Source organism: Thermomonas sp. (genome assembly GCF_020850895.1).
In the GTDB taxonomy this organism is placed as follows: Bacteria; Pseudomonadota; Gammaproteobacteria; order Xanthomonadales; family Xanthomonadaceae; genus Thermomonas.
Genome location: NZ_JADZDS010000078.1, coordinates 60,925 through 85,364, shown reverse-complemented (window position 1 = coordinate 85,364; position 24,440 = coordinate 60,925). Strand labels below are relative to the sequence as shown.

Here is a 24,440-nt window from a genome sequence, read left to right as displayed (position 1 = left end):
TGGGCCCACCAGGACTCGAACCTGGAACCAAGGGATTCGCTATTGCCGAAGGTTTCCCTCCGGAGCGGACTATCTCTTCACCCGCGACTTGCGTCGTTGGGGTGCGGGACGCTCGAGCCTGTAATCAAGGGCACTGCAGCCCTCAGGTAGTCTCTGCACCTTCCGGCGGTGTACCGCCGGCTTGGCTCAGGGTTGCCATCGGCCGTGCCGCAAAGGTTTCCCTGAATTCATCCCGTTCCCGTCCACGCATTCCTGCATGGCGGCACCTTTCGATGAGTCCCCTGCTCTGACCATTGAGCTATAGGCCCGTTCCGGCCATGGTAGCAATCCGTGGCCATGCCTGTGTCGATTCACTCAATTTGAGGATTATGATCTGGCGATGAAATCCAAGCTCCGCTGCGTGATCTGCAAGCATGTGTTGATTGGGAGGCAACGCCGGTTCTGTTCACGAGGTTGCAAGAACGCTGACACCAATCATCGGCATCAGAACTACGCAAGCCAGCAGGCCCGCGGCCTGAAGCGGAAGCTTGAGTTGGTGTCCGCCGCGGGTGGGCGTTGTTCAAATTGTGGATATGATCGCAACCTCGCGGCTTTGACCTGGCATCATCTGGATGCCGGCAGGAAATCATTCCATCTCGACCTGCGTTCGCTTTCGAACCGCAGCGAACAAGACGTCCTGCGCGAACTCGCCAAATGCATCTTGCTCTGCGCGAACTGCCACGCAGAAACCCACGCACCCGCAATGGACATGGGCAAGTTGCTCGCGAACCGCTGAAAAACAAACGGCCGCAGAGCGGCCGTCGTCCATTGCACCCGCAAGCTTGGGTGCGGCGTCAATCGATATCAAGGAAGCTGCGCAGGGTCTCCGAGCGCGACGGGTGGCGCAGCTTGCGCAGGGCCTTGGCTTCGATCTGGCGGATGCGCTCGCGGGTGACGTCGAACTGCTTGCCGACCTCTTCCAGGGTGTGGTCGGTGTTCATGTCGATGCCGAAGCGCATGCGCAGCACCTTGGCCTCGCGCGGGGTCAGGCCGGCGAGCACGCTGCGCACGGTTTCGATCAGGTTGATGTCGGTGGTGGCATCGATCGGCGACATCACATTGGTGTCCTCGATGAAGTCGCCGAGGTGCGAGTCTTCATCGTCGCCGATGGGAGTTTCCATCGAGATGGGCTCCTTGGCGATCTTCATGACCTTACGGATCTTGTCCTCGGGCATCTCCATTTCCTTGGCCAGCTCCTCCGGCGTGGCCTCGCGGCCGTACTGCTGGAGCATCTGGCGGGAAATGCGGTTGAGCTTGTTGATCGTTTCGATCATGTGCACCGGGATGCGGATGGTGCGCGCCTGGTCGGCGATCGAGCGGGTGATGGCCTGGCGTATCCACCACGTGGCATAGGTCGAGAACTTGAAGCCGCGGCGGTGCTCGAACTTGTCCACCGCCTTCATCAGGCCGATGTTGCCTTCCTGGATCAGGTCGAGGAATTGCAGGCCGCGGTTGGTGTATTTCTTGGCGATCGAGATGACCAGGCGCAGGTTGGCCTCGACCATTTCCTTCTTGGCCTTGCGTGCCTTGGCTTCGCCATAGGCCATCGCGCGGTTGATTTCCTTGAGCTCGGCCAGCGACACCCGCATGGTCTTTTCCAGCGCGATCATCGAATCCTGCTCGGCGATGATCCGTTCCCTGACGTCGCGCAGTGCGCTGCCCCACTTCTGCTTGCGCTTGAGCAGCTCGTCGACCCAGCCAAGGTTGGTCTGGTTGCCGTCCCATGCCTTGAGGAAATCCTTGCGCGGCATCTTGGCGATGCGGGTGGCGAAGTCGAGGACGCGACGCTCGTGCTCCTTCACCGTGCCCACGGCGTCGCGCAGGTTCTTCACCAGCGCGTCGGTCAGCGGCAGCGGAAGCTTCAGGGTGACGAAGGTTTCCGCCATTTCGGCACGCGCCTTCTGGGTGGGCTTGGCGTTCGACCCACCCTTGGCCCAGGCCTTCACGAAGCGCGCATGGGCGTTCTCGATCAGTTCCATGCGGGCGGCGACTTCCGCCGGGTCGGGACCGGTTGGACCCGGTTCGTCGGCGCCGCCGTCATCCTCGGCTTCGTCGTCGTCGGCGTCGTCGTCGGCATCGGCGTCGGCGCTGCCCTCGAGCTCAGCTGCCGCGATCTCGTCCGCGTCACCCAGCAGCTCGTCGTTGAAGCCAACCACGATGTCGGCGAGGCGCTTCTTGCCGGCCTTGTGCTGTTCCCAGTCGGCGAGGATTGCCTCGATGGTGGGCGGGAAGGTGGCCAGCGCGGCGTTCATCTGCGCCAGGCCTTCCTCGATGCGTTTTGCAATCGCGATCTCGCCTTCGCGGGTCAGCAGGTTCACCGTGCCCATTTCGCGCATGTACATGCGCACCGGATCGGTGGTGCGGCCGCCTTCGGTGTCCAGCGACGTCAGCGCGGCCGCGGCTTCCTCGGCGGCGGTTTCATCGACGTCGCGGCCCCCGGCTTGCTGGCCGGCCAGCAGCAGGGTTTCAACATCGGGCGCGACCTCGTGCACCTCGATGCCCATGCCGTTGATCATGCCGATGATGTCTTCGATCTGCTCCGGATCGACCATGTCATCGGTCAGGTGATCGTTGACCTCGGCGTAGGTCAGGTAGCCCTGTTCCAAGCCTTTGCTGATCAGGAGCTTGATGTCGGACTGGGGAGCCGTCTGCCGCTCATTGGCCATGGGTCTTGCCACCGTTTCGGTTGGGCCGCGTCAAGCACGGCAGGGAACCGCTAATCGTAACACAGGCGGGAATCCCGCCCTCGCCTCCGGTCACGACTGCAGCAGGAATGTCGCCGGCCCGTCGTTTTCCAGACTGACCACCATATGGGCACCGAAGCGCCCGATTTCCACCCCTGCCGGGTGCAATTCCCGACAAATGGCGACCAAGCGGTTGAAGCCACGTTCTGCGTCGGCCGGTGCGGCCGCGGTGCTGAAGCCCGGACGCATGCCAGAGCGGGTGTCAGCGGCTAGGGTGAATTGGCTGACCAACAACAGCTTTCCGTCGATATCCGCCAAAGAGCGGTTCATCTTGCCGGCATCGTCGTCGAAAATGCGATATCCAAGCAGGCGCTGGGCGATCCGCTGGAAGTGCGGCTCGGCGTCGCCGGGCTGCACCGCCACCAATGCCAACAGACCGGCTCCGATGGCACCGACGGTCTCGCCATCGACGAGAACGCAGGCGTGATTGACGCGTTGGATCAGGGCGAGCATGGATCCATTCCGGGCACTCCATTTCGATGGGCCGGCACGTGGGTGTTCCGGTCCGTGGCTTGGGCAGCCGTTGCCGAGCGCTGCCAACAGGTCAACGCAAATCCTGCGCCAGTCCGGACGCGTCGGGCGCGGTGGGCTGGTCCGGGTCATGGATCGGGCCATCGAGCGACGCTGGTTCGCAGCACCGTCGCGTCCCGCTGCCGGTGCTACATACAATGCGCCGATGACGGAATTCACCGCCGCGCTGTTGCGTGCCCTGGCCTGGGCCGTGGCCCGCTTGCCATGGCCACTGCTGCGCATGATGGCCGACGGGATCGCACGACTTTGGATCGCTTTGGATGCCCGCGAAGCGCGGGTGACCCGGCGCAATCTGGAATTGATCCGGTCTGACCTGGATGCCGCCGGGCGTGAAGTGTTGATGGCGGAGATCCTGCGCACCACCCTGCGGCAGACCTTCGAGACCGTGCGGCTGTGGACGCGGCCGGCCTCGCGCAACCTCGGGGATATCGTCGAGGTCCACGGCGAGGCCTTGTTCGATGCCGCACTCCGCAGTGGCGAGGGCCTGATCGTTGCTGCGCCGCACATGGGCAATTGGGAATTGCTGAACCAGTGGCTGGCCAGCAAGACGCCGCTGGCGATCCTGTATCGGCCGCCCGAATCTGCCGTCGGCGAGGCCTTCCTGCGCCGGGTGCGTGCCAATGCGGGCGGTCAGGTCGAGCAGGTGCGCGCCGAGGCGGCAGGGGTGCGCATCCTGCTCAAGCGCCTGCAAAAGGGTGGCGTGGTCGGCATCCTGCCGGACCAGCAGCCCAAGGCGGGCGAAGGCGAGTTCGCGTCGTTCTTCGGCCGGCCGGCCTTGACCATGACTCTGCTGGGACGGCTGGCCAATCGAAGCCGCGCACGAGTCTTGCTGTGTTGGTGCCAGCGCCTGCCCGGGACCGGCGCACCGACATTCGCCCTGCATGTCGAAGCCGCGCCGGAGGCCGTGGCCGCTGCCGACCCGCAGGCGGCGGTGGCGGCGCTCAACGCAGGCGTGGAAGCGGTGGCGCGTGCGGATTTCGTCCAATACCAATGGACCTACAAGCGCTATTCGATGCAACCGCCGGATTGCAGCGATTCGGTCAATCCGTACATCGACCTGTATCGTCGGAAAAGCTGAGGCGATTGCAGCTGCAACCGGGCACGCTGTGTTCAGCGTTCCTGCCCTGCCAGGGCGAGGAACAGCGCCTCGTAGCCTTGGTTCATCAATTCACGGCTGTGCTTCGTCAGTGCGGCTTGGCGTGCATTGGCCGCCATGCGCGCGGCGGCGTCGGGGTTGCGCAGCAGGCGCTCCAGCGCGCTCGCCAATGCCTGCGGATCGCCTTCGGCCACCAGCAGGCCATCGTCGCCGTCGTGCAAGACCTCGCGCACGCCCGGCACCGCGCTGCCGATGACCGCGCAACCCGCCGCCATGCCCTCCAGCAGCGCCAGCGGCATGCCTTCGTAGTGGGTGCTCAGCACGCAAACCTGATGCGACATCAACCGTTGCGGCACGTCGCCTACCACGCCGGGAAATTTCACCTGTTCGGCGATCCCAAGTTGCGCCGCCAGCGTTTCCAGCGGCGCGCGGTGCAGGGCCTTGCCGCCGCCCGGCAGCTGCAGTGGGACGTGCAGCCCGCGTTGCTTCAGCAAGGCGATGGCGCGCAGCAAGGTGGCATGGTCCTTCTGCTTCGAGAACCGCGCCACCATCACGACGCCGGGGATGCGCCGCGCAAACGGCTGTGCGTCGGCGGCGGTGAACGGTGCCAGGTTGATCCCGTTGGAAATGGCCAGCGTGCGTTCGGGGGGCATGCCCATCGCGAGCAGTACCTGGCGCACACCCTCGGAGCAACCCACGATGCGGTCGGTGCGACGCGCCAGCCAGCGCGTCTGCGCGATCCGCCAACGCGTGTAGCGCTCGCGGGTGTTGTGTTCGACGTGGATCAGGTGCGGCACCTTTGCAATCAGGCCGGCGTAGCGGCCCCACAGGTGCTCGGAATAGCCGTGCGCGACCAGCACGTCCGGCTTGAACTCGCGGCACACCCGCACCAAGGCCGGGATCGTGGCCAGATGCGACCAGCCCGGCACCAATCGCAACGGCACGCCGTCATGCCGCAGCGCGTCCAGCCGCGCCGAAGGCGTGTGCCGCTTGCGGCGGAGGACCAACAGCGGTTCGATCCTGTCGCTGGCACGTGCGGCGTTGACCAGTTGCAGTGCGACCTGGGTGGCGCCACCGGAAAAGCCACCGGTGACGAAGTGCAGGACGCGCACGCGCTTCATGGGCAGCCGCCGGCGCTGCGAGCATCGAGCAGCCACCAGCGGCGCCCGTTGGCCACGCCCATGTCACGGGCGCTGGGTTTGTCCACGCAATCCTGCAGGGCGCTGCCCTCCACCAGCAACCAGCGCCGCGCCGGTTGCGCACGTTGCCAGCGCAGGCCATCGTTGAACTGTGCCTGTGGGCTGCGCTTGAAGCCGAAATCGGTGGCGGGGCGATCAGCCATCAGCAATTGTTGTTCGCGCCAGCCGACCAGGCCCAACTCTGCCGTCGGCCCGATGGCCATGCCGACAGTGCGCATCAACCCGCGCGAGGACGAGCCGTCATTGAGCAAGGGTGCGCCGACCAGCGAATACAGCACCCACAGGACCGTCAGCTGGGCGACCAGCGCGAGCTGGGCGCGACGGCGGCCGAACCACAGGGCGGCGCCGAGGCCGGAGCCGCCGCAGGCAGCGAACATCCACGCCAGTCCCGTGGCGACGTGGGCATCGCGACCGTCCATGAACTTGCGTTCGAAGGCGGGATCGCCGGTAAGCATGGCGATACCCGTGGCCAGCGCCACCAGCGAGAACACCACCACGAAAGCCAGCAGCAGGCGCTGCGGATTGGCCTTGCGCAACAGCCCCGGCAACAGCGGCGCCAGTGCCAGGCACAGCATCGGCAGCGCCGGCAGGATGTACATATCCCGCTTGCCGGAGGGAATGCTGAAGAACACGAACACCAGCAGCACCCAGCCAAGCAGAAGCACGTAACGCGGATCGCGCCGTTGCAGGCGGCGCCTCCACGCAGGAATGGCCCATGGCAGTGCCAGCACGGTGGGCAACCAGTTGGTGAGCGCGATTTCGATGAAGTACCACCACGGGTGCTCGTGGTGCCAGGAATTGGCGTAGCGGGTCACCGTCTGCCGGAGCAGGATGTCGTCGATGTAGGCGCGGTACGCCTCGCCGCCGTTGCCGAGCGCGGCCACCAGCATTGGGAGCAGCCACACCCCGCAGGCGGTGAGGAAGGCCAAGGGGCCGAGCCAGAATTTGGGATCGCGCGCATGCACGCGCACGCCGGGCCAGCCGCGCAGCGCGGCGATGCCGGCCGGGATCAGCATGAGGAGCGCGATCACGCCCACGCCCTTGGTGATCGTGCCGAGGCCGGCGGCGGCCCAGCCCAGCGCCCACATGCGCCAGTTCGGGCCATGCAGGACGTGCCGCAGCAGGGCGTAGCAAGACAGGGTGATCCAGAACACCACCACCGGGTCGATCTGCGCTTTCTTGGCCTGCCAGGTGAACTGGATGGTCAGCAAGGTGGAGAGGCCGGCCAGCACGCCGACGCGCGGCGTCCACAGCCGCTTGCCGAGGTCGACCACGCACCACAACGTGCCCAGCGCCGCCAGCAGCGAGGGCAGCAGGAAGGCGATGCGCAGGTTGCCGGTCAGCCAAAGCAGGCTGGCCTGCATCCACATGAACAGCGGTGGCTTGTCCGAATACAGTTCGATCCCGCGGTGCGGGAACAACCAGTTGCCGCTTTCCACCATGTGCCGTGCGACCAGCGCGAAGCGCGGTTCGTCGGCCGGCCACGGGTCACGCAGGCCCAGCCCGGCGCCGAGGATCAGCAGCGCGAACAGCCAGAACAGCACGAGGTCGCGGCGGGCATGGCATGGGGCAGACGTCGTCATCGGACCCATCATAGGCACAGTGGTTCAGCGCCTTGTCAGGCGAGCGACAAAAAAACCGTCCCGACCGTCTTCGCCCGGCAGGCGTTGGTGGCCGAAGCCGGTGTCATGGCCGTAGCGGGCGTCCAGTGGCTCCAGCGCCGCGTCGGGCGTGCGGGTGAGGAAGGCATCGACCTGTGCCGCGTTTTCCGCGCCAAGGATCGAGCAGGTGGCGTAGACCAAGGTTCCTCCATGCGCGAGCAGCGGCCACAGCGTGTCCAGCAGGGATGACTGGATCGCGCAGAGGGCGGCGAGGTCGTATTCGCGCCGATGCAGCAAGACATCGGGTTGGCGGCGCACGATCCCGCTGGCGCTGCACGGAGCGTCGATCAGGACGGCATCGAACGGCGTGCCGTCCCACCATGTGGCGGGCTCCGTGGCGTCGCCGGTGCGGACGTCGAGTTCCAGCCTCAGGCGTTGAAAGGCGTCCTGCATGCGGCGCACGCGGCGCCCGTCCACGTCCAGCGCGGTGATCCGCAGCGTGGCATCGCGTTCGGCCAGGTGCGCGGCCTTGCCGCCGGGGGCAGCGCAGGCGTCCAGCACCCGTGTGCCTGACGCCAGCGCGAACGCATCGGCCACGGCTTGCGCGGCGGCGTCCTGCACCGAGACCAGACCGGCCTCGAAGCCGGGCAACTGATGCACCGGCAACGGCGCGTCCAGCCGCAACGCATCCGGCGCGGTGCGATCCGGTGTGCTTGCGATGCCGGCGTCGTGGAGCAACTGCACGTAGGCATGGCGCTGGATCCAGCGCCGGTTCACCCGCAGCCACATCGGTGCCGCTTGCGCACTGGCCATGAAGATCGCCTCGGCCTGTTGTGGCCAGTCGCTTGCCACGCGTTTGACCAACCACGGCGGCCATTCCGAACGCGGGTCGGCCTGCGGCAGGCCTTCGCGTTGCGCACGGCGCAGCAACGCATTGACCATGCCTGCTTGATGCGTGCGTTTCATCGCGCGTGCGGCATCCACGGTTGCGGCGAGGGCGGCATGCGCGGGCAGGCCCAGCTCCAGTTGCGCGAATCCGACCTGCAGCAAGGCGCGCAGGTCGCCATCGCGCTGCCCGAGCGGCTTTGCCAACCACGCAGTCAGGGCCGCATCGAAGCGTGTGCGCTGGCGCAGCGCGGTCATCACGATGGCTTCCACCAGTGCGCGGTCGCGGCTGTCGCCGAGTTGCGGCAGCATCGTGCCCAGCGCCGCCTTCAGCGAACGGCCGCGGTGCAGGACGTCATCGAGGACGCGGGCGGCGGCAACGCGGGCGGCGATGCCGTCGCTCATGCGCGCAAATCGCGCCGGGCGTTCAGGTAGTCGGCGGCGGAGATGACCTTGCCGCCTTCGCGCTGCACCCGCAGCAGGCGCAAGCCACCTTCGCCGCAGGCGATGTCGATGCCGGACTTGCTTGCTGCGACCACGGTGCCGGCTTCCGCAGCCCAAGCGAGGCTCGACGCCACCGCCTCGTGGATGCGCAGGCGCTCGCCGGCGACGACGGCTTCCGCCATCGGCCAGGGATTGAACGCGCGCACCTTGTTGGCCAGCAGGGCGGCCGGCTGCGACCAGTCCAGCCTGGCGTCGGCCTTGTCGAGCTTGTGCGCGTAGCTCACGCCTGCGACTGGCTGCGGTTGCGGTGGCAGCCGGATCGTGGCGCGCAGCAGGCCCAGGGCATCGCCGAGGACCTGCGCGCCGAGCGCGGACAGGCGGTCATGCAGCTGGCCACCGGTTTCCTCCGGGCCGATGTCGATGGCTTGCGACAGCAGCACCGGGCCGGTGTCCAGGCCCTTCTCCATCTGCATCAGGCAGACCCCGGTGCGAGCGTCGCCGGCCTCGATCGCGCGCTGGATCGGTGCCGCGCCGCGCCAACGCGGCAGCAGCGATGCGTGCACGTTCCAGCAGCCGTGCTCGGGGATGTCCAGCACCGATTGCGGCAGGATCAGGCCGTAGGCGACCACCACCATCACGTCGGGCTTCAGCGCGCGCAGCGTGGCCTTCGATTCTGCCGAGCGGAAGTTTCCCGGTTGGTGCACCGGGATGCCGCGCTGCACGGCTTCCAGTTTCACCGGCGATGGCGTCAGCGCGCGGCCGCGCCCGGCGGGCCGGTCCGGCTGGGTGTAGACGGCAACCACCTCGGCCTTGCCGCAGGCGGCACGCAGGCAGGGCACGGCGAATTCGGGGGTTCCGGCAAAGACGATGCGCATCCGGCGACTCCGGGGCTCTGGGTCGAGGGTTCGGGTTCTTCAATTCCGACCGCGGGGGCGGGCGCCGGCGCCCGTCCGGGCGTCAGGCCGCGCTGCGCTTGGCCTTGAGCAGCTTCTTGCGCACCATTTCGCGCTTGAGCGGCGACAGGTAGTCGACGAACAGCTTGCCTTCCAGGTGGTCCATCTCGTGCTGGATGCACACTGCCAGCAGGCCGTCGGCCTCCAGCGTGAAGGCCTGGCCGTGGCGGTCCAGCGCCTCCACCGTGATGGTGGCTGCGCGGGTGACGTCGGCAAAGATGTTCGGAACCGACAGGCAGCCTTCCTGATAGACCTGTTCGCCGCTGCGGGCGGTGATGGTCGGGTTCACGAACACGCGCGGCGCATCGTGCTCCTCGCTCACGTCGATCACCATGAAGCGCTTGTGGACGTCCACCTGACTGGCGGCCAAGCCAATCCCCGGGGCCTGGTACATGGTTTCGAACATGTCGTCGAACAGGGTCTGGAAGGCCGGGGTGGCCAGTTCGACGGGGTCGACCCGGGCCGCGCGGGTGCGCAGTCGGGGGTCGGGAAACTCGAGGATCGGAAGCAGTGCCATGAGGGGAAAATCCGCAGGATTCGGACCGATTTGGGCCGTTTGTCGGCAAGTGTAATGGGGTCAACCTGCATGGGTGCTTGCCAGACCTGCCGAATTGTGAGCTATATTGACGCAGCTTGGGGGGCTTTTGCGAAACACAGCGGGGAGATAGCGACCATGCTTGAACGGGTTTCCAACTTGGCGCGCGCCAATGCTTCACGCCTGCGCATGCTGCGCACGGTGATGGTGGCGGCGATGCTGACTGTGGCCACGCTGGCCACGGCGGTTGAAATGCGCGGCGACCATCCAGACCATTACGTCGTCAAACGCGGCGATACGCTCTGGGACATCGCCGGACGCTTCCTGAGGAAGCCTTGGCTGTGGCCGGAGATCTGGCAGGCCAATCCACAGATCCGCAATCCGCACCTGATCTATCCGGGTGACGTGATCAGTCTGGCCTACCTGGACCGGGTTGCCGTCCAGCAGGGGCCGCGGACGGAAGCGCCGGTGAACGCGGTGCCCCTGTCCGAGGTCGAGCCGTTCCTCAAGGACCTGAAGATTGTCCCGACCATCGACAACCTGCCCTATGTGGTTGGCCTGGAAGACAACCGGATGCGCGGCATCGAAGGCCATGTCGCCTACATCCGCGGCATGGAAGGTGCCCAGCCGGGGCAGCGTTACCTGGTGGTGCGTGCGCAGAAGCGCTACCGGATGATCAACAACAACGGCGGTTGCTGCGATCAGTTCGATGCCCGCGATCTCGATTCGCGCGGCCAGATCGCGTTCGGCCTGAGCGATGGTTCGCTGTGGGACACGCCGATCTACGTCAACCACGGCACCGAGTTGCTCGGCTACGAGTTGATGACCCAGACCACGGCCACGGTGACCCGCGGAGCGTCCGGCCCGGACCAGTTGGTGACCTTGATGATGGATGCGGAAGGGCGTGACGTGCGGGTCGGCGATCGGATCATCCCGGTCGAAGCCCAGACCTACGACTTGCAGTTCTTCCCGCATCCGCCGAAGCAGCAGGCCGCCTACGGACGCCTGAGCGTGATGTCCGTGGCCGACGGCTACCGGACCGGCGGCACCCATGACGTGATCGCGATCTCCGGCGGCGCGCGCGAAGGGATCGACAACGGCACCGTGTTCTCGATCTGGCGTCATGGCGACCGCACTGTCGATCGGGTGCGCTACGACCTGGACCGTGATCCTGCCATGACCCCAACCGACGGGCACGTGCGATTGCCGGACGAGTTCGCTGGACATGCCATGGTCTTCCGCACCTTCGACAACGTCAGCTATGCGCTGGTGATGAGCAGCGTGAAGCCGGCGCGGGTGGGCTACGAGCTGAAGCATCCGGACGCGACCGAATAAGGCGAGGAAAAATCCGATGCGGTTTTGCAGCGGCGCCCGAGGGCGCCGCTGTCGTGTCCGGGGCAGGCTGTGCGCATGCCCGAAACCGCCGATCAGGAACCCTTGCTGCGGCTGCTGCACAGTGGCGCCGGTGCGGGCGCCCTGCGGCGCCTGCTGGACACCCACGGAAGTGCAGGCGCGGCAGTCGCGGCCGGCGCCGAGTCTTGGCGTACGCACGGACTGGAGTCGGCTGCCTGCGCTGCAATCCGACAACCCGACCGGGACCTGCTGGCGCGGAGTCGGCGCTGGTTGGCGGCCGATGCCCATGCCTTGATCGGATGGCGTGATGCCGACTACCCACTTTCGCTTCGGGACATCCAATCACCGCCGGTGGCGCTGTTCGTGTCCGGGGAGCCGGCCATGCTTTGGCGGCCTTCGATCGCGGTCGTGGGCAGCCGCATGGCCACCGCCGGTGGCCGTGCCAATGCCGGCGCGTTTGCAGCCGCGCTGGCGCATGCCGGGCTGTGCGTCGCCAGCGGATTGGCGGCCGGGATCGACGCCAGCGCGCACAGGGCGACATTGGACGCCGGCGGTGCGACGGTTGCAGTCTTGGGCACCGGTCCCGACATTGCCTATCCGCGCGCCAACCGGACGCTGATGGCAGACATCGCCGCTGCGGGGGCGCTGGTGTCCGAGCATCCGCCGGGGACACCGCCCTTGCGTCCGCATTTCCCGGGGCGCAACCGGATCCTCGCCGGCCTGAGCCTGGCGACCCTGGTGGTGGAGGCCGCGCAGCGCTCCGGCGCCCTGATTACCGCCCGCATGGCAGCCGAAGCCGGACGCGAGGTGTTCGTGGTCCCCGGCTCGATCCATAACCCGATGGCGCGAGGTTGCCACCGTCTGATCCGCGAAGGAGCGGCGCTGGTGGAAAGCCCTGGGGAGATCCTGGACACCCTCGCCACTCAGATCGCGAACCTGGCCGATATCCAGCGCAGGACGTTGCAAGCCGAGCCCTCGGACTGTGCCTGTCCGCCGCACTGGGCGGAGCAACCTGACTACAACATCTTGTGGGAGGCCATGGGATATGACCCAACGTGTATGGATGAACTGGTGCTGCGGACCGGATTGACGTCGGCCCGGGTGTCGTCCATGCTGCTGGCGTTGGAGCTTGACGGGCAGGTGGCAGTCGAGCATGGCCGCTTCAGTCGGCGCAGAGTTCCGCCGAGGGCATGATCGGCCCGTGCAAAGGTGGCGCGTCGGCGTGGGGAGGCGGTGTATGGGTGCGAAGGACTGACATGAAAGAAAGCATCCTCGATGTCCTGTTATATCTCTTCGAGCACCATCTGGGAGCCGAGGACGGCCCGACGTTCGACCTGGCAGCGCCAACGCGGAGCGAGCCGCTGGTGGCGGAACTGCAGTACGCCGGGTTTTCGCCGATGGATATCCGCAACACCTTCGATTGGCTGGACGTGCTGGCGCGACAGCGTCCGGTTTCGAGCCAGCCGGGCCAGCGCGGCCCGACGCGCGTGTTCCACGCCAGCGAACTGGAAAAACTGGACGTCGAGGCACGCGGATTCCTCCTGTATCTTGAACAGCAGGGCATGCTCGACGCGGACCAGCGGGAACTGGTTCTGGATCGTGCGCTGGCGCTGGATCAGGAAACCGTGGACTTGGATGATCTCAAGTGGGTGGTGCTCTTGGTGCTGTTCAATCAGCCCGGCAGTGAAGCCGCCTATGCCTGGATGGAAACCCAGATGTTCTTGGACGCACCGGAGCCGGTGCACTGACGCTGTGCCCGCATGGGAGGAGCCGTGACGGACTGGTATTACGCGAGCCAAGACAACCAGCAAGTCGGCCCGGTTGCGGGAGGGCAACTGGTGGAATTGTTCGAGCGAGGCGTGATCACGCGCGAGACCCTGGTCTGGCGCGAGGGCTTGGACAATTGGCTGCCCCTGCGTCGCCTTTTCGACGAACTTGGCCTGCGTGAGGCGGCGGCTGCACCGGCCGCTGCCGTCACGGTCGAGGAACCGCCATCCGCGACCGAAGTGCATGTGCGCCCCCCGGAAGTACCCGCTGAAGCGGTTGCACCAAAGGTGTCCAGCCCCGTCCATGTGCCTGTCATGTCGGTTCCGCCGCCGCGCACCGGCATGTCCGGCTGCGCAATTGCGGTGATCGTGGCCTTGGGCCTCTGCGTGGTCTTGGGCGGCCTGCTCGCCGCAATCGCGATTCCCGCCTACAAGGATTTCCAGCACCGGACGGAGATCACGAGTGCGCTGACGTCTGCCATGGCCCACAAAACGGCCATCGCCGAATTCCAGCAGCACAACGGCAGTTGCCCGGACAACTCCAGCGAGGGATTCAAGCCGGCCGAAGACTATGCCGGCACGAACATCGCGGCGATCAAATTCGGGCAATTCGAGGACGGTAACTGTGGCATGGAGGTCAAGCTGCGTGGCGACGACATTGATGGCAAGTTTCTGTGGCTGGAACATGCCGGCGATGACTGGCGCTGCAGCTCGGAAATCAAGGATTCGCTGCTCCCGGTGACCTGCCGTAGTCATTGATCCTGGTGGCTTGAAGCAACACGGGGCAAGTCGCGCATGCCTGTCATTCCCGCTTGCGCGGGGATGACGGCTGCAAACCAACGTCGCCTTGTTGCTGACTGCGGGAAGACCGGGAGAATCCGCGTTACCCTGAGTCGACCCTCCCTATTCGAGATTCGCCCATGTCGCAATGGCACTATGTCGACCCCGCTCGCCAACAGCAGGGCCCCGTCGATGACGCCGAACTGGTGCGCCTGTTTCGCAGCGGGGCCATCGGACTGCACTCCCTGGTCTGGCGCCCGGACCTGACAGAGTGGCAGGCATTGGGGGGATTTGCTGACGTGCTGGGCTTGCAGGAAACGGCGTCGCCGTATGCGCCGCCCACGGCCGAAGTGCTGGCCGATGCCGCGGTGGTGGCTGGTGGCGAGGTGGTGTACGCGGGCTTCTGGAAACGGACTGCTGCCTACGCCCTCGATTCGGTCATTGCCGGCATGGTCAGCGGCATCATCGGGGCCATCATCGGCGCTGCGTTCGGGGCGGGCCTGCTGGGCTCCGGAAACATGGCGGGAAACGAAGGCAAGCTCATCGCCGTGCAGCTGATCGGCAACCTCATTGGCATGCTGATCGGCGCCGCCTACTTCGCGGGATTCCATTCGTCGTCGTCGATGGCCACCCTCGGCAAAATGGCGGTCGGCATCAAGGTGGTGCGCAGCAACGGCGAACGGATCAGTTTCCTGCGCGGCGTGGGTCGCTATTTCGCGCTGTTCGTCAGCACGCTCCTGCTCATGATCGGGTTCTTCATGGCCGGTTTCACCGAGCGCAAGCGCGCCCTGCACGACATGCTGTGCGACACCTTGGTGGTCGACAAATGGGCGTTCACCCAACACCCGGACATGCAGCGACGAGAACTTGGCGCGGTCACCATCCTGATCCTGGTCGTGGTGGGGCTGATGGCGGCCCTGTTCATGACCGCCATTCTCGCGGCAATCTTGATCCCGGCGATGGCGACCCGCTGACTCCGATTGCGCGGCGCTTGACACGGCCCCCGTATCCGTGATTCCACTATAAAAAGCGCCCGGGGCATCCAGCCTCGGGCGTTGGCATCTACGGCATGGGCCGCGGGTGTCTGTCGCGTCCCTTTGGAATCCGCGTTGCCATGGCCAAGAACCTGCTCATCGTCGAATCGCCTGCCAAGGCCAAGACGATCAACAAATACCTCGGCAAGGACTTCTCCGTCCTCGCCAGCTACGGCCATGTGCGCGACCTGGTGCCGAAGGAGGGCGCGGTCGATCCCGAGCGCGGCTTCGCCATGCGCTACGAAACCATCGAGAAGAACGAGCGCCATGTCGATGCCATTGCTAGGGCGGCGCGTGCGGCCGACCACGTCTATCTGGCCACCGACCCGGACCGCGAAGGCGAGGCGATCAGCTGGCATATCGCCGAAATCCTGAAGGAACGCGGACTGCTCGAAGGTCGCTCGCTGCAGCGGGTGGTGTTCACCGAAATCACCCCGCGTGCGATCCGCGCCGCGATCGAACACCCGCGTGACATCGCCTCCGACCTGGTCGATGCGCAGCAGGCGCGGCGTGCGCTGGATTATCTGGTCGGCTTCAACCTGTCGCCGGTACTGTGGCGCAAGATCAAGGCCGGGCTGTCGGCCGGCCGCGTGCAATCACCGGCGCTGCGGATGATCGTCGAACGCGAGGAGGAGATCGAAGCCTTCATCGCCCGCGAATACTGGACCATCGAGGCCGAGTGCGCGCATCCGTCGCAAGCCTTCACCGCCAAGCTGGTGAAGCTGGACGGTCACAAGTTCGAGCAGTTCACCATCACCGATGGCGAGACTGCGCAGGCTGCCCGCCAGCGCATCCAGTCCGCGTCGCAGGGTTTCCTGCAGGTGACCGATGTCGCCAGCAAGGAGCGCAAGCGCCGGCCGGCGCCGCCGTTCACCACCTCCACCCTGCAGCAGGAAGCCGCGCGCAAGCTCGGCTTCACCACCCGCAAGACCATGCAGGTGGCGCAGAAGCTGTACGAAGGCATTGCGCTGGGCGATGAAGGCGCAGTCGGCCTGATCTCCTACATGCGTACCGACTCGGTGCATCTGTCGCAGGAAGCCCTATCCGAGATCCGTGATGTGATCGCGCGCGACTACGGCACCCATGCCTTGCCGGACCGCCCGAATTTCTACCAGACCAAGTCGAAGAACGCGCAGGAAGCGCACGAAGCGGTGCGCCCGACCTCGGCGCTGCGCACCCCGGCGCAAGTGGTGCGCTTTCTTTCCGACGACGAACGCAAGCTCTACGAGTTGATCTGGAAGCGTGCGCTGGCCTGCCAGATGATCCCGGCCACGCTCAACACCGTCACCGTCGACTTGGCTGCGGGCGGTGAACACGGCTTCCGCGCCAGCGGCACCACCGTGGTGGATCCGGGGTTCCTCGCCGTCTATGAGGAAGGCAAGGACAGCAAGGGCAAGGATGATGAGGACGAGGGCCGCAAGTTGCCTTTGATGAAGCTGGGCGACCGGGTGCCACTGGACCGCATCCACGCCGACCAGCACTTCACCCAGCCGCCACCGCGCTACACCGAAGCGTCACTGGTGAAGGCGCTGGAGGAGTACGGCATCGGCCGGCCCTCCACCTATGCGGCGATCATCCAGACCCTGACCGGCAAGCAATACGCCCTGCTCGAAGGCCGTGCCTTCAAGCCCACCGACATCGGTCGCGCGGTGGGCAAGTTCCTGTCCAGCCATTTTTCCAAGTACGTCGATTACGACTTCACTGCCAAGCTCGAGGACGAGCTGGATGCGGTCAGTCGTGGCGAGGAGGAATGGGTCCCGTTGATGGAGAAGTTCTGGGGCCCGTTCAAGCAATTGGTCGACGACAAGAAGACCACGCTGGACAAGGCCGATGCCGGCAGCGTGCGCGTGCTCGGCAGCGATCCGGCCAGCGGCCGCCTGGTCAGCGCGCGGATCGGCCGGTTCGGCCCGCTGGTGCAGATCGGCACCGTCGAGGACGAGGAAAAGCCGCGTTTTGCGTCGCTGCGGCCGGGCCAGAGCATCTACAACCTCAGTTTGGTCGAGGCGCTGAAACTGTTCGAGATGCCGCGCAAGCTCGGCGTCGATGGCCATGGCCACGAAGTGAGCGTGGGCATCGGTCGGTTTGGCCCGTTCGCCAAGCGCGGCAGCACCTATGCCTCGCTGAAGAAGGACGACGATCCGTACACCATCGACCTCGCCCGCGCGATCTTCCTGATCGAGGAAAAGGAAGAGATCGCGCGCAACCGCGTCATCAAGGAATGGCCGGGGCACGAGGTGCAAGTATTGAACGGTCGCTTCGGCCCGTACATCAGCGATGGCAAGCTCAACGGCAGGATCCCGAAGGATCGCGAGCCGGCTTCGTTGTCGCTGGAGGAAACGCTCCAGCTGCTGGCCGACACCGGCAAGCCGGCGCGCAAGGGCTTTGGCGCGAAGAAGGCGGTGGCGAAGAAAGCCGCGGCGAAGAAGCCAGCAACCGACAAGCCGGCGAAGAAGACTGCGGCGAAGAAAGCAACGACGAAAAAAGCGACGGCCAAAAAACCGGCCAAGAAAGCGGCGGCCAGGAAATCCTCCGCGCGTCCGTACTCGGCGGACATCGAGCCGGCCAAGCCCATGCTGACCGCGGCCAAGGTGGAGCCGGGCAAGAAGCGCGTGGTGAAGAAACCGCCGCGCGAGGACGCGCCGTTCTGAGGATGGACATCGACGCTTCGCTCGCCGCGCTCCGCAAGGGCGGCCTGATCGCCTACCCGACCGAGGGCGTGTGGGGCCTGGGCTGTGATCCGCGTGACGAGGCGGCGGTGATGCGCCTGCTGGCGCTCAAGCAGCGTGATGTCGACAAGGGCTTGATCCTGATCGCGTCGAACGAAGCACAGTTGGCCGAGTTCATCGACATGTCACCGCTGGATGCCGCGACACGTGAGGCGGTGCGTGCCAGTTGGCCGGGAGCGAATACCTGGATCGTGCCGGCATCGAGCACGGCACCGCGTTGGATCACCGGCAGCCACGACGGCATCGCGGTGCGGGTGACCGCGCACCCGCAGGTCATCGCGTTGTGTGTCGGCTTCGGTGGGGCCCTGGTGTCCACCAGCGCCAACATCGCCAATGCGCCCTCGCCCTGCAGCCGTGATGCACTGGATCCGCGCATCGTGGCCGGCGTCGACGCCATCAGTCCCGGCGAAACCCTCGGACGCGCACAGCCCAGCACGATCCGTGACGCCCGCAGTGGTGCCCTGTTGCGTTGATGACAGCGCAGCGGTGGTTTGACTGGGTGGTGAACACGCGGCCCGGGCAGGGTTCCTTCGCGGCGGCGCACGCCGCAAGATAGGGCCATGCGTGCGCACGGATTCCATCTCGCTTGGCTGTTCTTGCTGGCCTGCGTCGGCTTGCTGGGCGCATCGGGTGCCGTGGCCCAGGAAACCGTCTTCTACAAGTGCACCGACGCCAGTGGCAATGTCACCGTTCAGAACGGCACGCCCTGTGCCGCCGGCATGAAGCAGGAAATCCGCCGCGTGGGTTCAGCGCCGACCGTGCCGGTGCCCGCGCGTCGAGCACCCGAGCCCACGCCCGAACCCGCTGCACCGGCCTATGGCGAGTTCGTGCTGGTGGCCGGACCCAACATGGCGCGCAGGCCTTCGCCGGAAGCTGCCGCGCTGCCGCTTCCGCCCGCGCTGTTCCAGTGCACGACTTGGGATGGCAACACGTACTACGGCGAAACCGCGAGCCCGGATCCGCGTTGTGCGCCGTTGCAGGTGACCGGGATCGATGGCAGCAATGCGATGGGGGCAGGCCAGGCCTGCGAGATGCGCCAAGACACCTGCGCTGCAATCCCGGAAGACCAACTGTGCTCCGCGTGGACCCGGCGCCTGGATGAGGCGGATTTCAAGCTGCGTTATGCCAATCACGGCGATCGGCGGGAACGCGAAGCCGCACGCGCGGACATCGCGGCAAAAATCCGCGCCAGCCGCTGCTCGCCGGAACCACCGGCCAATCCATCGGCGACAACGCCGCCGGCACCGGTGCCGTAAGCTTCCAGCCAACGCCTGATGCTGGATTACGATGGATAGCGGTGGCTTGGAACTTGCGCTGGTCTTCCTTTTGGCCGCCGTGCTGGCGGTGCCGCTGTTCAAGCGCTTCGGCCTGGGCGCCATCCTTGCCTATCTCACCACCGGCGTCCTGCTGGGCCCGCACGCGCTGGCGGTGGTGCGCGATCCCGACCGGGTGCTGGCTGCCAGCGAAATCGGTGTGGTGATGCTGCTGTTCGTGATCGGGCTGGAATTGTCTTTGCCACGGCTGACCCTGATGCGGCGGCCGATCTTCGTGGTCGGTGGCCTGCAGGTGCTGCTGTGTGGCGCTGCGCTGGGTGGGCTGGCACTGATGGCCGGGCAGGGATGGAAGACGGCACTGGTGGTGGGACTTGGACTGGCGCTGTCGTCCACCGCGGTCGGTTTGCAGCTGCTGGCCGAACGCAAGGAGCTGGCCAGCGAACACGGCCGGCTGGCATTTGCGATCCTGCTGTTCCAGGACCTGGCCGCGATCCCGCTGCTGGCTGCCATCCCGCTGCTGGGCAAGGCCAAGAGCGCGGGCCTGGGTTGGGTGGAAGCAATGCATGCGGTGGCGGCGATTGCCGCGCTGGTGGTGGGTGGTCGCTACCTGCTGCGTCACCTGTTTCGGGCGATCGCCCGCACCGACTTGCCCGAGGTGTTCACCGGGGCGGCCTTGCTGGTGGTGCTTGGCAGTGCATGGCTGATGCAGAAGGCCGGGTTGAGCGCGGGTTTGGGCGCGTTCCTCGCCGGCGTGCTGCTGGCTGAATCCGAGTATCGGCATGAACTTGAGGCGCAGATCAAGCCGTTCGAGGGCCTGCTGCTGGGCCTGTTCTTCATGGCCGTGGGCATGGGCATCAACGTGTTGCGAATCCTGGCCGAACCCTGGCTGATCGCTGCTGGCGTGGCGACCCTGTTGGCGGTCAAGACGATCCTCCTGTTCGGGATTGGATTGCGTCCGGGCCGGTTGCACCCGCGCAGTGCCTTCCTGCTGGCCGGGGTGCTGGCACTGGGCGGCGAGTTCGCGTTCGTGGTGTTTGCCGAAGCGAGCAAGGCTCGGCTGCTGGATGGCGCCACCCGCGATCGCCTCACCGCGATCGTGGGCCTGTCGATGGCGGTGACGCCTCTGCTGCTGATGTTCGCCTCCCGACTGTTTCCTGCAAGCCGACCGCAGCCACGCCCGTTCGATGCGATCCCGACCGACCGTCATCCACAGGTGCTGGTGGCGGGGTTCGGTCGTTTTGGCCAGATCGTGGCGCGCCTGCTGCGTGCACAGGGCATACCTTTCATCGCGATCGATCCTGACATCGAGCAGGTCAACCTGTCGCGCAGCCTGAGCAGTGACCAGATCTATTACGGCGATCCCACGCGGATGGCGATACTGCGCTCGGCGGGGGCGGAACGAATCCGGGTGTTCGTGGTGGCCATCAATGGTGTCGAGGCAAGCCTGCGGATGGTGCGACTGGTGCGCAAGCACTATCCACAGGCGCGGGTGTTTGCGCGGGCGCGCAACCGCCAGCACGCCTGGCAACTGGTGGACCTGGGCGCCGAGGCGCTGCGCGAAACCTACGGAAGCAGCTTGGAAATGGGGCGCGAGGTACTGATGGCACTGGGGATGGATCGCGTCCAGGCCGCGGATCGGGTGCAACGGTTCCGTTACTGGGACGAGGCCCTGCTCGAACAGCAGCGCCTGTTGCAGGACGACGAAGATGCGCTGTTGCAGGCCACGCGCGACGCCCGACGCGAGCTGGATGGGCTGTTTGAGGAGGCGGCCGCGTCCACCCACCCACAGGGCAGCGGCTGACCGAATCAGTCGCGCAGGAAACGCGCCATCGGGACATCACGCGGTTCTGGACGCGTCGAGGGCGCGAGCTCAGCGGCCACTTCGACATAACCGCGCAGCAGGGCCAATTCGCGCGGACTGCGATTGAGGGCGTCGCGCTGGTCGGGGTCGGCGCCGGCGCGCAGCAGCGCGCGTGCGACCCGGACCAGTCCGTGCAAGCCGGCCAAGTGCAGCGGCCCGTAGCCGCGCGGGTCGCGGACGTCGAGGCTGGCATCTTCGTCGAGCAGGCGCTCCATGCCGGCCAGCAGCACGTCCTCGCTGCTCGGGGTCCCGGGTTCTGCACGCGCACCCAGCAGCAACAGCAGTGGCGTGGTGCCATCCAGGGCTGCCCGGTTGGCGTCGGCGCCGGCCAGCAGCAGGCTATCCAGCAGGGCCAGCAGGCGGCTGCGGTCGCGCTCGGTGAATCCGTACAGTGCCGCGCAGTGCAGTGCGGTCAGGCCTTGCGCATCGGCTGCCCGCAGGTCAGCGCCGGCATGCAGCAATCGCGCCACCACTTCGGGCAGGCCCAGTGCGGCGCCCAGCATCAACACCGTCACGTCGCCGGGCAAGCGCTGCTCCAGATTGCAGTCGGCGCGCAACAGGCGTTCGACGATGGCGAGGTGGCGGCGACTGACCGCCGCGGACAACGGGGTGGCCCCGGTGCGTGCGGCGATGCGCGGATTGGCGCCGCGGTCGAGCAGGAATTCGACCAGCGGCGCGTGGCCGTCACCTGCTGCGCGCAAAAGGGCGGTGCAGCCTTGCGCATCGGTAGCGTCGATCGGGAAGCCCAAATCCAGGAGGCGCTCGACTGCGTCCTGATCGCCGGCGATGGCGGCGGCTGGCAGGTCAGTGGCGGCCAAGGCGCGGCGTGGCAAGCGCCAGCCGTGCCAATCCAGCCAGGAAGCAAGGTCGCTGCGACCGCTGGCGAGGGCAATCCCGAGGGGTGTTTGTCCGTCGCCGGCGCGGCGGTCCGGGGAGGCGCCGGTGGCGATCAGCAGTTTGGCTGCCGCCAGGTCGCCGCGGGTGGCAGCTGCGTGCAATGGGCCGTGGCCACGGGCGTCGCTGCGGTCAGGGTTGACGCCCAGCGCGAGCAGCCGTCGCGCCAGCTGCAGCCAACCCAACTGGATCGACAGCAGCAGAGGGGCACTGCCGTTGGCACTGACCCCGAACGGATCCGCGCCGCGCTCCAGGAGTTCGATGGCGAAACGTTCGCCGCGCTCGCTGGGACTCGGGGCGCGGCAGGCCGACAGGAAATGGGCCAACCCGCCGGCACCGGCCGGTGATCCGCCGTGAGCGAACAGCAGCCCCAGGGTTTCGATCCCGGCCTCGCCCCGGGCCAGCGCCGAAGGGACCAGCGTTTCCTGGGTGTTCAGGCGTGCTCCGTGGCGCAGCAGCCAGCCGAGGATGCGCGGCCGCAGCGTGAGCTCGGGTTCTGCCAACAACAAGGTGGTGTCGCCCGGTGCCAGCCGCGCGGCAAGTGGCTCCAGGGTCGAAACTGGCGCGTCCTCCAACAAGGCATCGCGCAGCAGTTCCAGCGGCGGCAGTTCGGGCTCTGGCCTGGCCGTGGGAGCTGTCTGCGGCGCCGCAGGCAGGGCGGGCTGGGGCTCGAGGATGGACGCAAGGCGCCAGCGACCTGCGCCTTGGGCGATGTCCAGGGCGCTGCGGCCGTCGGCATCGGGTTGGCGTGGGTCCAGGCCGAGTGCTAGCAGGCGCTGCACAAGGTCGGACGAGGCCACTTCCGCGTGGCAGGCGTGGTGCAGTGCGCCTGCGCCGGAGGCATCCACCACGGCCGCTTCGGCACCTGCCGCAAGCAGCATGTCCAGCACCCCGGTGGCACCGGCGCGTGCGGCTTCGAGCAGCGGCGTGCGGCCAGCCGCATCCTGGGCATGGGGATCGGCGCCGGCGTCCAGCAGCGCCCGGCAGATGGCCAGGTGGCCGGCAGTGGCGGCTTCATGGAGTGCGGTCCGGGCGTTGCCGTCGGTCGCATTGACGCGTGCCCTGCTGCGCAGCAGGAGTTGCACGCCGATTGGGTCGTCGTCTTCACAGCCGGCGGCCGACAGCAGGGCGGGTTGACCATCCTGTGGTTCAGGCTTGGCGCCGCGTTCCAACAGGAACTTGGCCAACCGCCAATTGCCGCTGGCGCAGGCGCTGCCCAACGGCGAGATCCCGTCGCCGTTCAGTGCATTGATGTCGGCGCCGGCGTCGCGCAGCAGGGCGGCAACCCCTGGATCGGAACTGCGCACGGCGTGGTGCAGGGGGGTATTGCCGTCGGTGTCGGCCAGGTGCACGTCGGCGCCATTGGTCAGCAGGGTCATCACCGCTTCCGGACGGCCATGCCAACTGTCGCGGGTGGCGGCGAGCAACGGGTTGAGGCCGCTCTGCATGGCGTTTACGTCCACACCGCAGGCGATCAGGGCACGCAGCAGGCGCAGGTCGGGCAGGACGGCGGCCAGCACCGCCAGGCTGCGGCGGTCGCGGGCGTCAGGATCCGGCAATCCCAGTGGATCGGCACCGGCTTCCAGCAACGCCAGAGCGCGCTCGACCCGTCCCTGTTGGGCGGCGGCATACAACTCCCGGGTCAAGGCTGTTCCATCGACCGCGGGCGCTGCGTCTGCCGTCGGCGCGGGTACAGGTTCCGGTTCCGGGACCGTTTCTGGACCCGGGCTCGATACGCCTCCGACAGGCACGGGCTCCGGTTCTGGCGACGCTGTGGGTGCGCGGGTCGTGGCAACCTTCGCCGGTGGCGGGGGCAGGTCCACGATCGGCAGCCCGGACAGTGCCGGTTCCACCGGCAAGGCAGCCTTGGGCGCCGATTGAAGGGCAAAATGCAGCAGCGGAACCAGCACCGCGTAGAACGCGCTTCCGCCCGCACGGGCCGGACCCTCGAGCAGGCCGGGCCAGGCCAGCAGCAGTCCGCCTGCCAGCAGCAGGAACGCCGGCAATGCCACGTGCAGCAGGCCGCTCCAGGCGGCGCGTTCCTGCAACCGCTGCTCGCGGTGACGGCTGGCGGCGCTGCCGCCGCGGCGCTCCAGCAGCAGCCATTGCGGCCAGCTGACCCACAGCAGCACCAGCACCGCGCCCGCCAATCCGCTCAACGCGAGCGTGGCGGGCAAGGACGGCGTGGACGTCAATTGCCACAGCGGCCACGCCAACAACACGCCGGTGAGCAGGAAGCCACCACCCCAGAGCAGGGCGAGTCGGCCCGCATCTGCGCCTAGCGCATCACGGCCACGGGTTCGCCGCAGCAGGGCCACGCCCAGCCCGGCCGGGATCTGGGCCAGCCAGGCCACGCCTGCCGCTGCGCGCGGATCGAACCAGCCGGCGCCGACCAAGGCCAGAGCCAGCACCAGCAGTGCGCTGCCGATGGCGGTCGAACGCTCAGGCATCGGTGCCCCAGTCGTCGCTCATCGGATCGGCCACGGTGGGCGGGAACTGGATATGGAAGCCGCGCCCGGCCAGGTTGCTGCGCACCACCTCGGGGTTGGCGCTCGCCAGCGTGCGCTCCGGCGTCAGTTCCACTTCCAGCACGAACTGCAGCGTGCCCATCTGGGTACGCACAGGTTCGGGAAGCCGTGCGAAATCATCGCGGTCGGCCAGATACACATAGGTATCGGGTTTGCGCAGACTCTTGTAGACGTGGGCCAGCATCGCGATCCGGTGG

Annotated in this window: 20 protein-coding genes; 11 read left to right on the top strand and 9 right to left on the bottom strand. The window is 66.9% G+C overall.

Annotation, left to right across the window (positions count from 1 at the left end; translation table 11 throughout):
• Positions 1 to 379: 379 nt before the first annotated feature.
• Positions 380 to 775, top strand: a complete 396-nt coding sequence (locus IT472_RS07460) for a hypothetical protein (protein WP_297180456.1) — start codon at positions 380 to 382, stop codon at positions 773 to 775.
• Between the two features lie 58 nt (positions 776 to 833).
• Here the strand turns inward: IT472_RS07460 and rpoD are convergent, their stop codons facing one another.
• Together rpoD and dtd are read right to left on the bottom strand one after the other, a co-directional pair.
• Entirely contained in the window at positions 834 to 2,705 is a 1,872-nt protein-coding gene (gene rpoD, locus IT472_RS07455) for an RNA polymerase sigma factor RpoD (protein ID WP_297180455.1), read from the bottom strand.
• Between the two features lie 90 nt (positions 2,706 to 2,795).
• A complete protein-coding gene (dtd, locus tag IT472_RS07450; RefSeq protein WP_297180454.1) occupies positions 2,796 to 3,236 on the bottom strand; it encodes a D-aminoacyl-tRNA deacylase in 441 nt (146 codons plus the stop codon).
• 223 nt (positions 3,237 to 3,459) lie between these two features.
• Between dtd and IT472_RS07445 the strand changes: the two genes are divergently transcribed.
• Complete coding sequence (locus IT472_RS07445; protein ID WP_297180453.1) at positions 3,460 to 4,392, top strand: lauroyl acyltransferase; 933 nt, start codon at positions 3,460 to 3,462, stop codon at positions 4,390 to 4,392.
• 32 nt (positions 4,393 to 4,424) lie between these two features.
• On the opposite strand, the gene IT472_RS07440 is transcribed toward IT472_RS07445, so the two are convergent.
• From IT472_RS07440 to def, 5 genes are all read right to left on the bottom strand, one after another.
• Complete coding sequence (locus tag IT472_RS07440; protein ID WP_297180452.1) at positions 4,425 to 5,531, bottom strand: glycosyltransferase; 1,107 nt, start codon at positions 5,529 to 5,531, stop codon at positions 4,425 to 4,427.
• Positions 5,528 to 7,192 (bottom strand): glycosyltransferase family 39 protein, encoded by a 1,665-nt coding sequence (locus tag IT472_RS07435; RefSeq protein WP_343231819.1) that lies wholly within the window; start codon positions 7,190 to 7,192, stop codon positions 5,528 to 5,530. The genes IT472_RS07440 and IT472_RS07435 overlap by 4 nt, the downstream gene beginning before the upstream one ends.
• A gap of 24 nt (positions 7,193 to 7,216) precedes the next feature.
• Complete coding sequence (gene rsmB, locus IT472_RS07430) at positions 7,217 to 8,500, bottom strand: 16S rRNA (cytosine(967)-C(5))-methyltransferase RsmB (protein ID WP_297180451.1); 1,284 nt, start codon at positions 8,498 to 8,500, stop codon at positions 7,217 to 7,219.
• A complete protein-coding gene (gene fmt, locus IT472_RS07425) occupies positions 8,497 to 9,414 on the bottom strand; it encodes a methionyl-tRNA formyltransferase (RefSeq protein WP_297180450.1) in 918 nt (305 codons plus the stop codon). The genes rsmB and fmt overlap by 4 nt, the downstream gene beginning before the upstream one ends.
• Before the next feature lie 82 nt (positions 9,415 to 9,496).
• Positions 9,497 to 10,009, bottom strand: coding sequence for a peptide deformylase (def, locus tag IT472_RS07420; protein WP_297180449.1), 513 nt, complete (start codon positions 10,007 to 10,009; stop codon positions 9,497 to 9,499).
• Between the two features lie 207 nt (positions 10,010 to 10,216).
• On the opposite strand from def, the gene IT472_RS07415 reads away from it, so the two are divergent.
• The 9 genes from IT472_RS07415 (at position 10,217) to IT472_RS07375 (ending at position 20,761) form a co-directional block, all read left to right on the top strand.
• Positions 10,217 to 11,362 (top strand): LysM domain-containing protein, encoded by a 1,146-nt coding sequence (locus IT472_RS07415; RefSeq protein ID WP_297180461.1) that lies wholly within the window; start codon positions 10,217 to 10,219, stop codon positions 11,360 to 11,362.
• Between the two features lie 75 nt (positions 11,363 to 11,437).
• Positions 11,438 to 12,574 (top strand): DNA-processing protein DprA, encoded by a 1,137-nt coding sequence (dprA, locus tag IT472_RS07410; protein ID WP_297180448.1) that lies wholly within the window; start codon positions 11,438 to 11,440, stop codon positions 12,572 to 12,574.
• A 62-nt stretch (positions 12,575 to 12,636) separates the two neighbouring features.
• The gene (locus tag IT472_RS07405; protein ID WP_297180447.1) at positions 12,637 to 13,128 is read left to right on the top strand and encodes a DUF494 domain-containing protein; all 492 of its coding nucleotides are present in this window, start codon (positions 12,637 to 12,639) and stop codon (positions 13,126 to 13,128) included.
• Positions 13,129 to 13,140: 12 nt separating this feature from the next.
• Positions 13,141 to 13,905 (top strand): GYF domain-containing protein, encoded by a 765-nt coding sequence (locus tag IT472_RS07400; protein WP_297180446.1) that lies wholly within the window; start codon positions 13,141 to 13,143, stop codon positions 13,903 to 13,905.
• 161 nt (positions 13,906 to 14,066) lie between these two features.
• On the top strand, positions 14,067 to 14,900 hold the full coding sequence (locus IT472_RS07395; protein WP_297180445.1) for an RDD family protein: 834 nt from the start codon (positions 14,067 to 14,069) through the stop codon (positions 14,898 to 14,900).
• Positions 14,901 to 15,040: 140 nt separating this feature from the next.
• On the top strand, positions 15,041 to 17,608 hold the full coding sequence (locus tag IT472_RS07390; RefSeq protein ID WP_297180444.1) for a DNA topoisomerase I: 2,568 nt from the start codon (positions 15,041 to 15,043) through the stop codon (positions 17,606 to 17,608).
• Between the two features lie 2 nt (positions 17,609 to 17,610).
• Positions 17,611 to 18,159 (top strand): Sua5/YciO/YrdC/YwlC family protein, encoded by a 549-nt coding sequence (locus IT472_RS07385; RefSeq protein WP_297180443.1) that lies wholly within the window; start codon positions 17,611 to 17,613, stop codon positions 18,157 to 18,159.
• Between the two features lie 87 nt (positions 18,160 to 18,246).
• Complete coding sequence (locus IT472_RS07380; protein WP_297180442.1) at positions 18,247 to 18,942, top strand: DUF4124 domain-containing protein; 696 nt, start codon at positions 18,247 to 18,249, stop codon at positions 18,940 to 18,942.
• A 31-nt stretch (positions 18,943 to 18,973) separates the two neighbouring features.
• Positions 18,974 to 20,761, top strand: coding sequence for a monovalent cation:proton antiporter-2 (CPA2) family protein (locus tag IT472_RS07375; RefSeq protein WP_297180441.1), 1,788 nt, complete (start codon positions 18,974 to 18,976; stop codon positions 20,759 to 20,761).
• A gap of 5 nt (positions 20,762 to 20,766) precedes the next feature.
• Here IT472_RS07375 and IT472_RS07370 read toward each other — a convergent pair whose 3' ends face one another.
• The gene (locus tag IT472_RS07370) at positions 20,767 to 24,165 is read right to left on the bottom strand and encodes an ankyrin repeat domain-containing protein (protein WP_297180440.1); all 3,399 of its coding nucleotides are present in this window, start codon (positions 24,163 to 24,165) and stop codon (positions 20,767 to 20,769) included.
• The gene (locus tag IT472_RS07365; RefSeq protein WP_297180438.1) at positions 24,158 to 24,427 is read right to left on the bottom strand and encodes a YcgL domain-containing protein; all 270 of its coding nucleotides are present in this window, start codon (positions 24,425 to 24,427) and stop codon (positions 24,158 to 24,160) included. Before IT472_RS07365 ends, IT472_RS07370 begins: the two co-directional genes overlap by 8 nt.
• Positions 24,428 to 24,440: the final 13 nt, after the last annotated feature.

What these genes read in the sequence shown, in the direction of transcription:
- IT472_RS07440 (WP_297180452.1), bottom strand. Translation starts at nt 5,531, where the DNA reads ATGAAGCGCGTGCGCGTCCTGCACTTCGTCACCGGTGGCTTTTCCGGT.
- IT472_RS07375 (WP_297180441.1), top strand. Translation starts at nt 18,974, where the DNA reads ATGGATAGCGGTGGCTTGGAACTTGCGCTGGTCTTCCTTTTGGCCGCC.
- IT472_RS07405 (WP_297180447.1), top strand. Translation starts at nt 12,637, where the DNA reads ATGAAAGAAAGCATCCTCGATGTCCTGTTATATCTCTTCGAGCACCAT.
- rpoD (WP_297180455.1), bottom strand. Translation starts at nt 2,705, where the DNA reads ATGGCCAATGAGCGGCAGACGGCTCCCCAGTCCGACATCAAGCTCCTG.
- IT472_RS07365 (WP_297180438.1), bottom strand. Translation starts at nt 24,427, where the DNA reads ATGCTGGCCCACGTCTACAAGAGTCTGCGCAAACCCGATACCTATGTG.
- def (WP_297180449.1), bottom strand. Translation starts at nt 10,009, where the DNA reads ATGGCACTGCTTCCGATCCTCGAGTTTCCCGACCCCCGACTGCGCACC.
- rsmB (WP_297180451.1), bottom strand. Translation starts at nt 8,500, where the DNA reads ATGAGCGACGGCATCGCCGCCCGCGTTGCCGCCGCCCGCGTCCTCGAT.
- dtd (WP_297180454.1), bottom strand. Translation starts at nt 3,236, where the DNA reads ATGCTCGCCCTGATCCAACGCGTCAATCACGCCTGCGTTCTCGTCGAT.
- IT472_RS07400 (WP_297180446.1), top strand. Translation starts at nt 13,141, where the DNA reads ATGGGAGGAGCCGTGACGGACTGGTATTACGCGAGCCAAGACAACCAG.
- IT472_RS07460 (WP_297180456.1), top strand. Translation starts at nt 380, where the DNA reads ATGAAATCCAAGCTCCGCTGCGTGATCTGCAAGCATGTGTTGATTGGG.
- IT472_RS07445 (WP_297180453.1), top strand. Translation starts at nt 3,460, where the DNA reads ATGACGGAATTCACCGCCGCGCTGTTGCGTGCCCTGGCCTGGGCCGTG.
- dprA (WP_297180448.1), top strand. Translation starts at nt 11,438, where the DNA reads ATGCCCGAAACCGCCGATCAGGAACCCTTGCTGCGGCTGCTGCACAGT.
- IT472_RS07380 (WP_297180442.1), top strand. Translation starts at nt 18,247, where the DNA reads ATGCGTGCGCACGGATTCCATCTCGCTTGGCTGTTCTTGCTGGCCTGC.
- IT472_RS07390 (WP_297180444.1), top strand. Translation starts at nt 15,041, where the DNA reads ATGGCCAAGAACCTGCTCATCGTCGAATCGCCTGCCAAGGCCAAGACG.
- IT472_RS07415 (WP_297180461.1), top strand. Translation starts at nt 10,217, where the DNA reads ATGCTGCGCACGGTGATGGTGGCGGCGATGCTGACTGTGGCCACGCTG.
- IT472_RS07370 (WP_297180440.1), bottom strand. Translation starts at nt 24,165, where the DNA reads ATGCCTGAGCGTTCGACCGCCATCGGCAGCGCACTGCTGGTGCTGGCT.
- IT472_RS07385 (WP_297180443.1), top strand. Translation starts at nt 17,611, where the DNA reads ATGGACATCGACGCTTCGCTCGCCGCGCTCCGCAAGGGCGGCCTGATC.
- IT472_RS07395 (WP_297180445.1), top strand. Translation starts at nt 14,067, where the DNA reads ATGTCGCAATGGCACTATGTCGACCCCGCTCGCCAACAGCAGGGCCCC.
- fmt (WP_297180450.1), bottom strand. Translation starts at nt 9,414, where the DNA reads ATGCGCATCGTCTTTGCCGGAACCCCCGAATTCGCCGTGCCCTGCCTG.
- IT472_RS07435 (WP_343231819.1), bottom strand. Translation starts at nt 7,192, where the DNA reads ATGACGACGTCTGCCCCATGCCATGCCCGCCGCGACCTCGTGCTGTTC.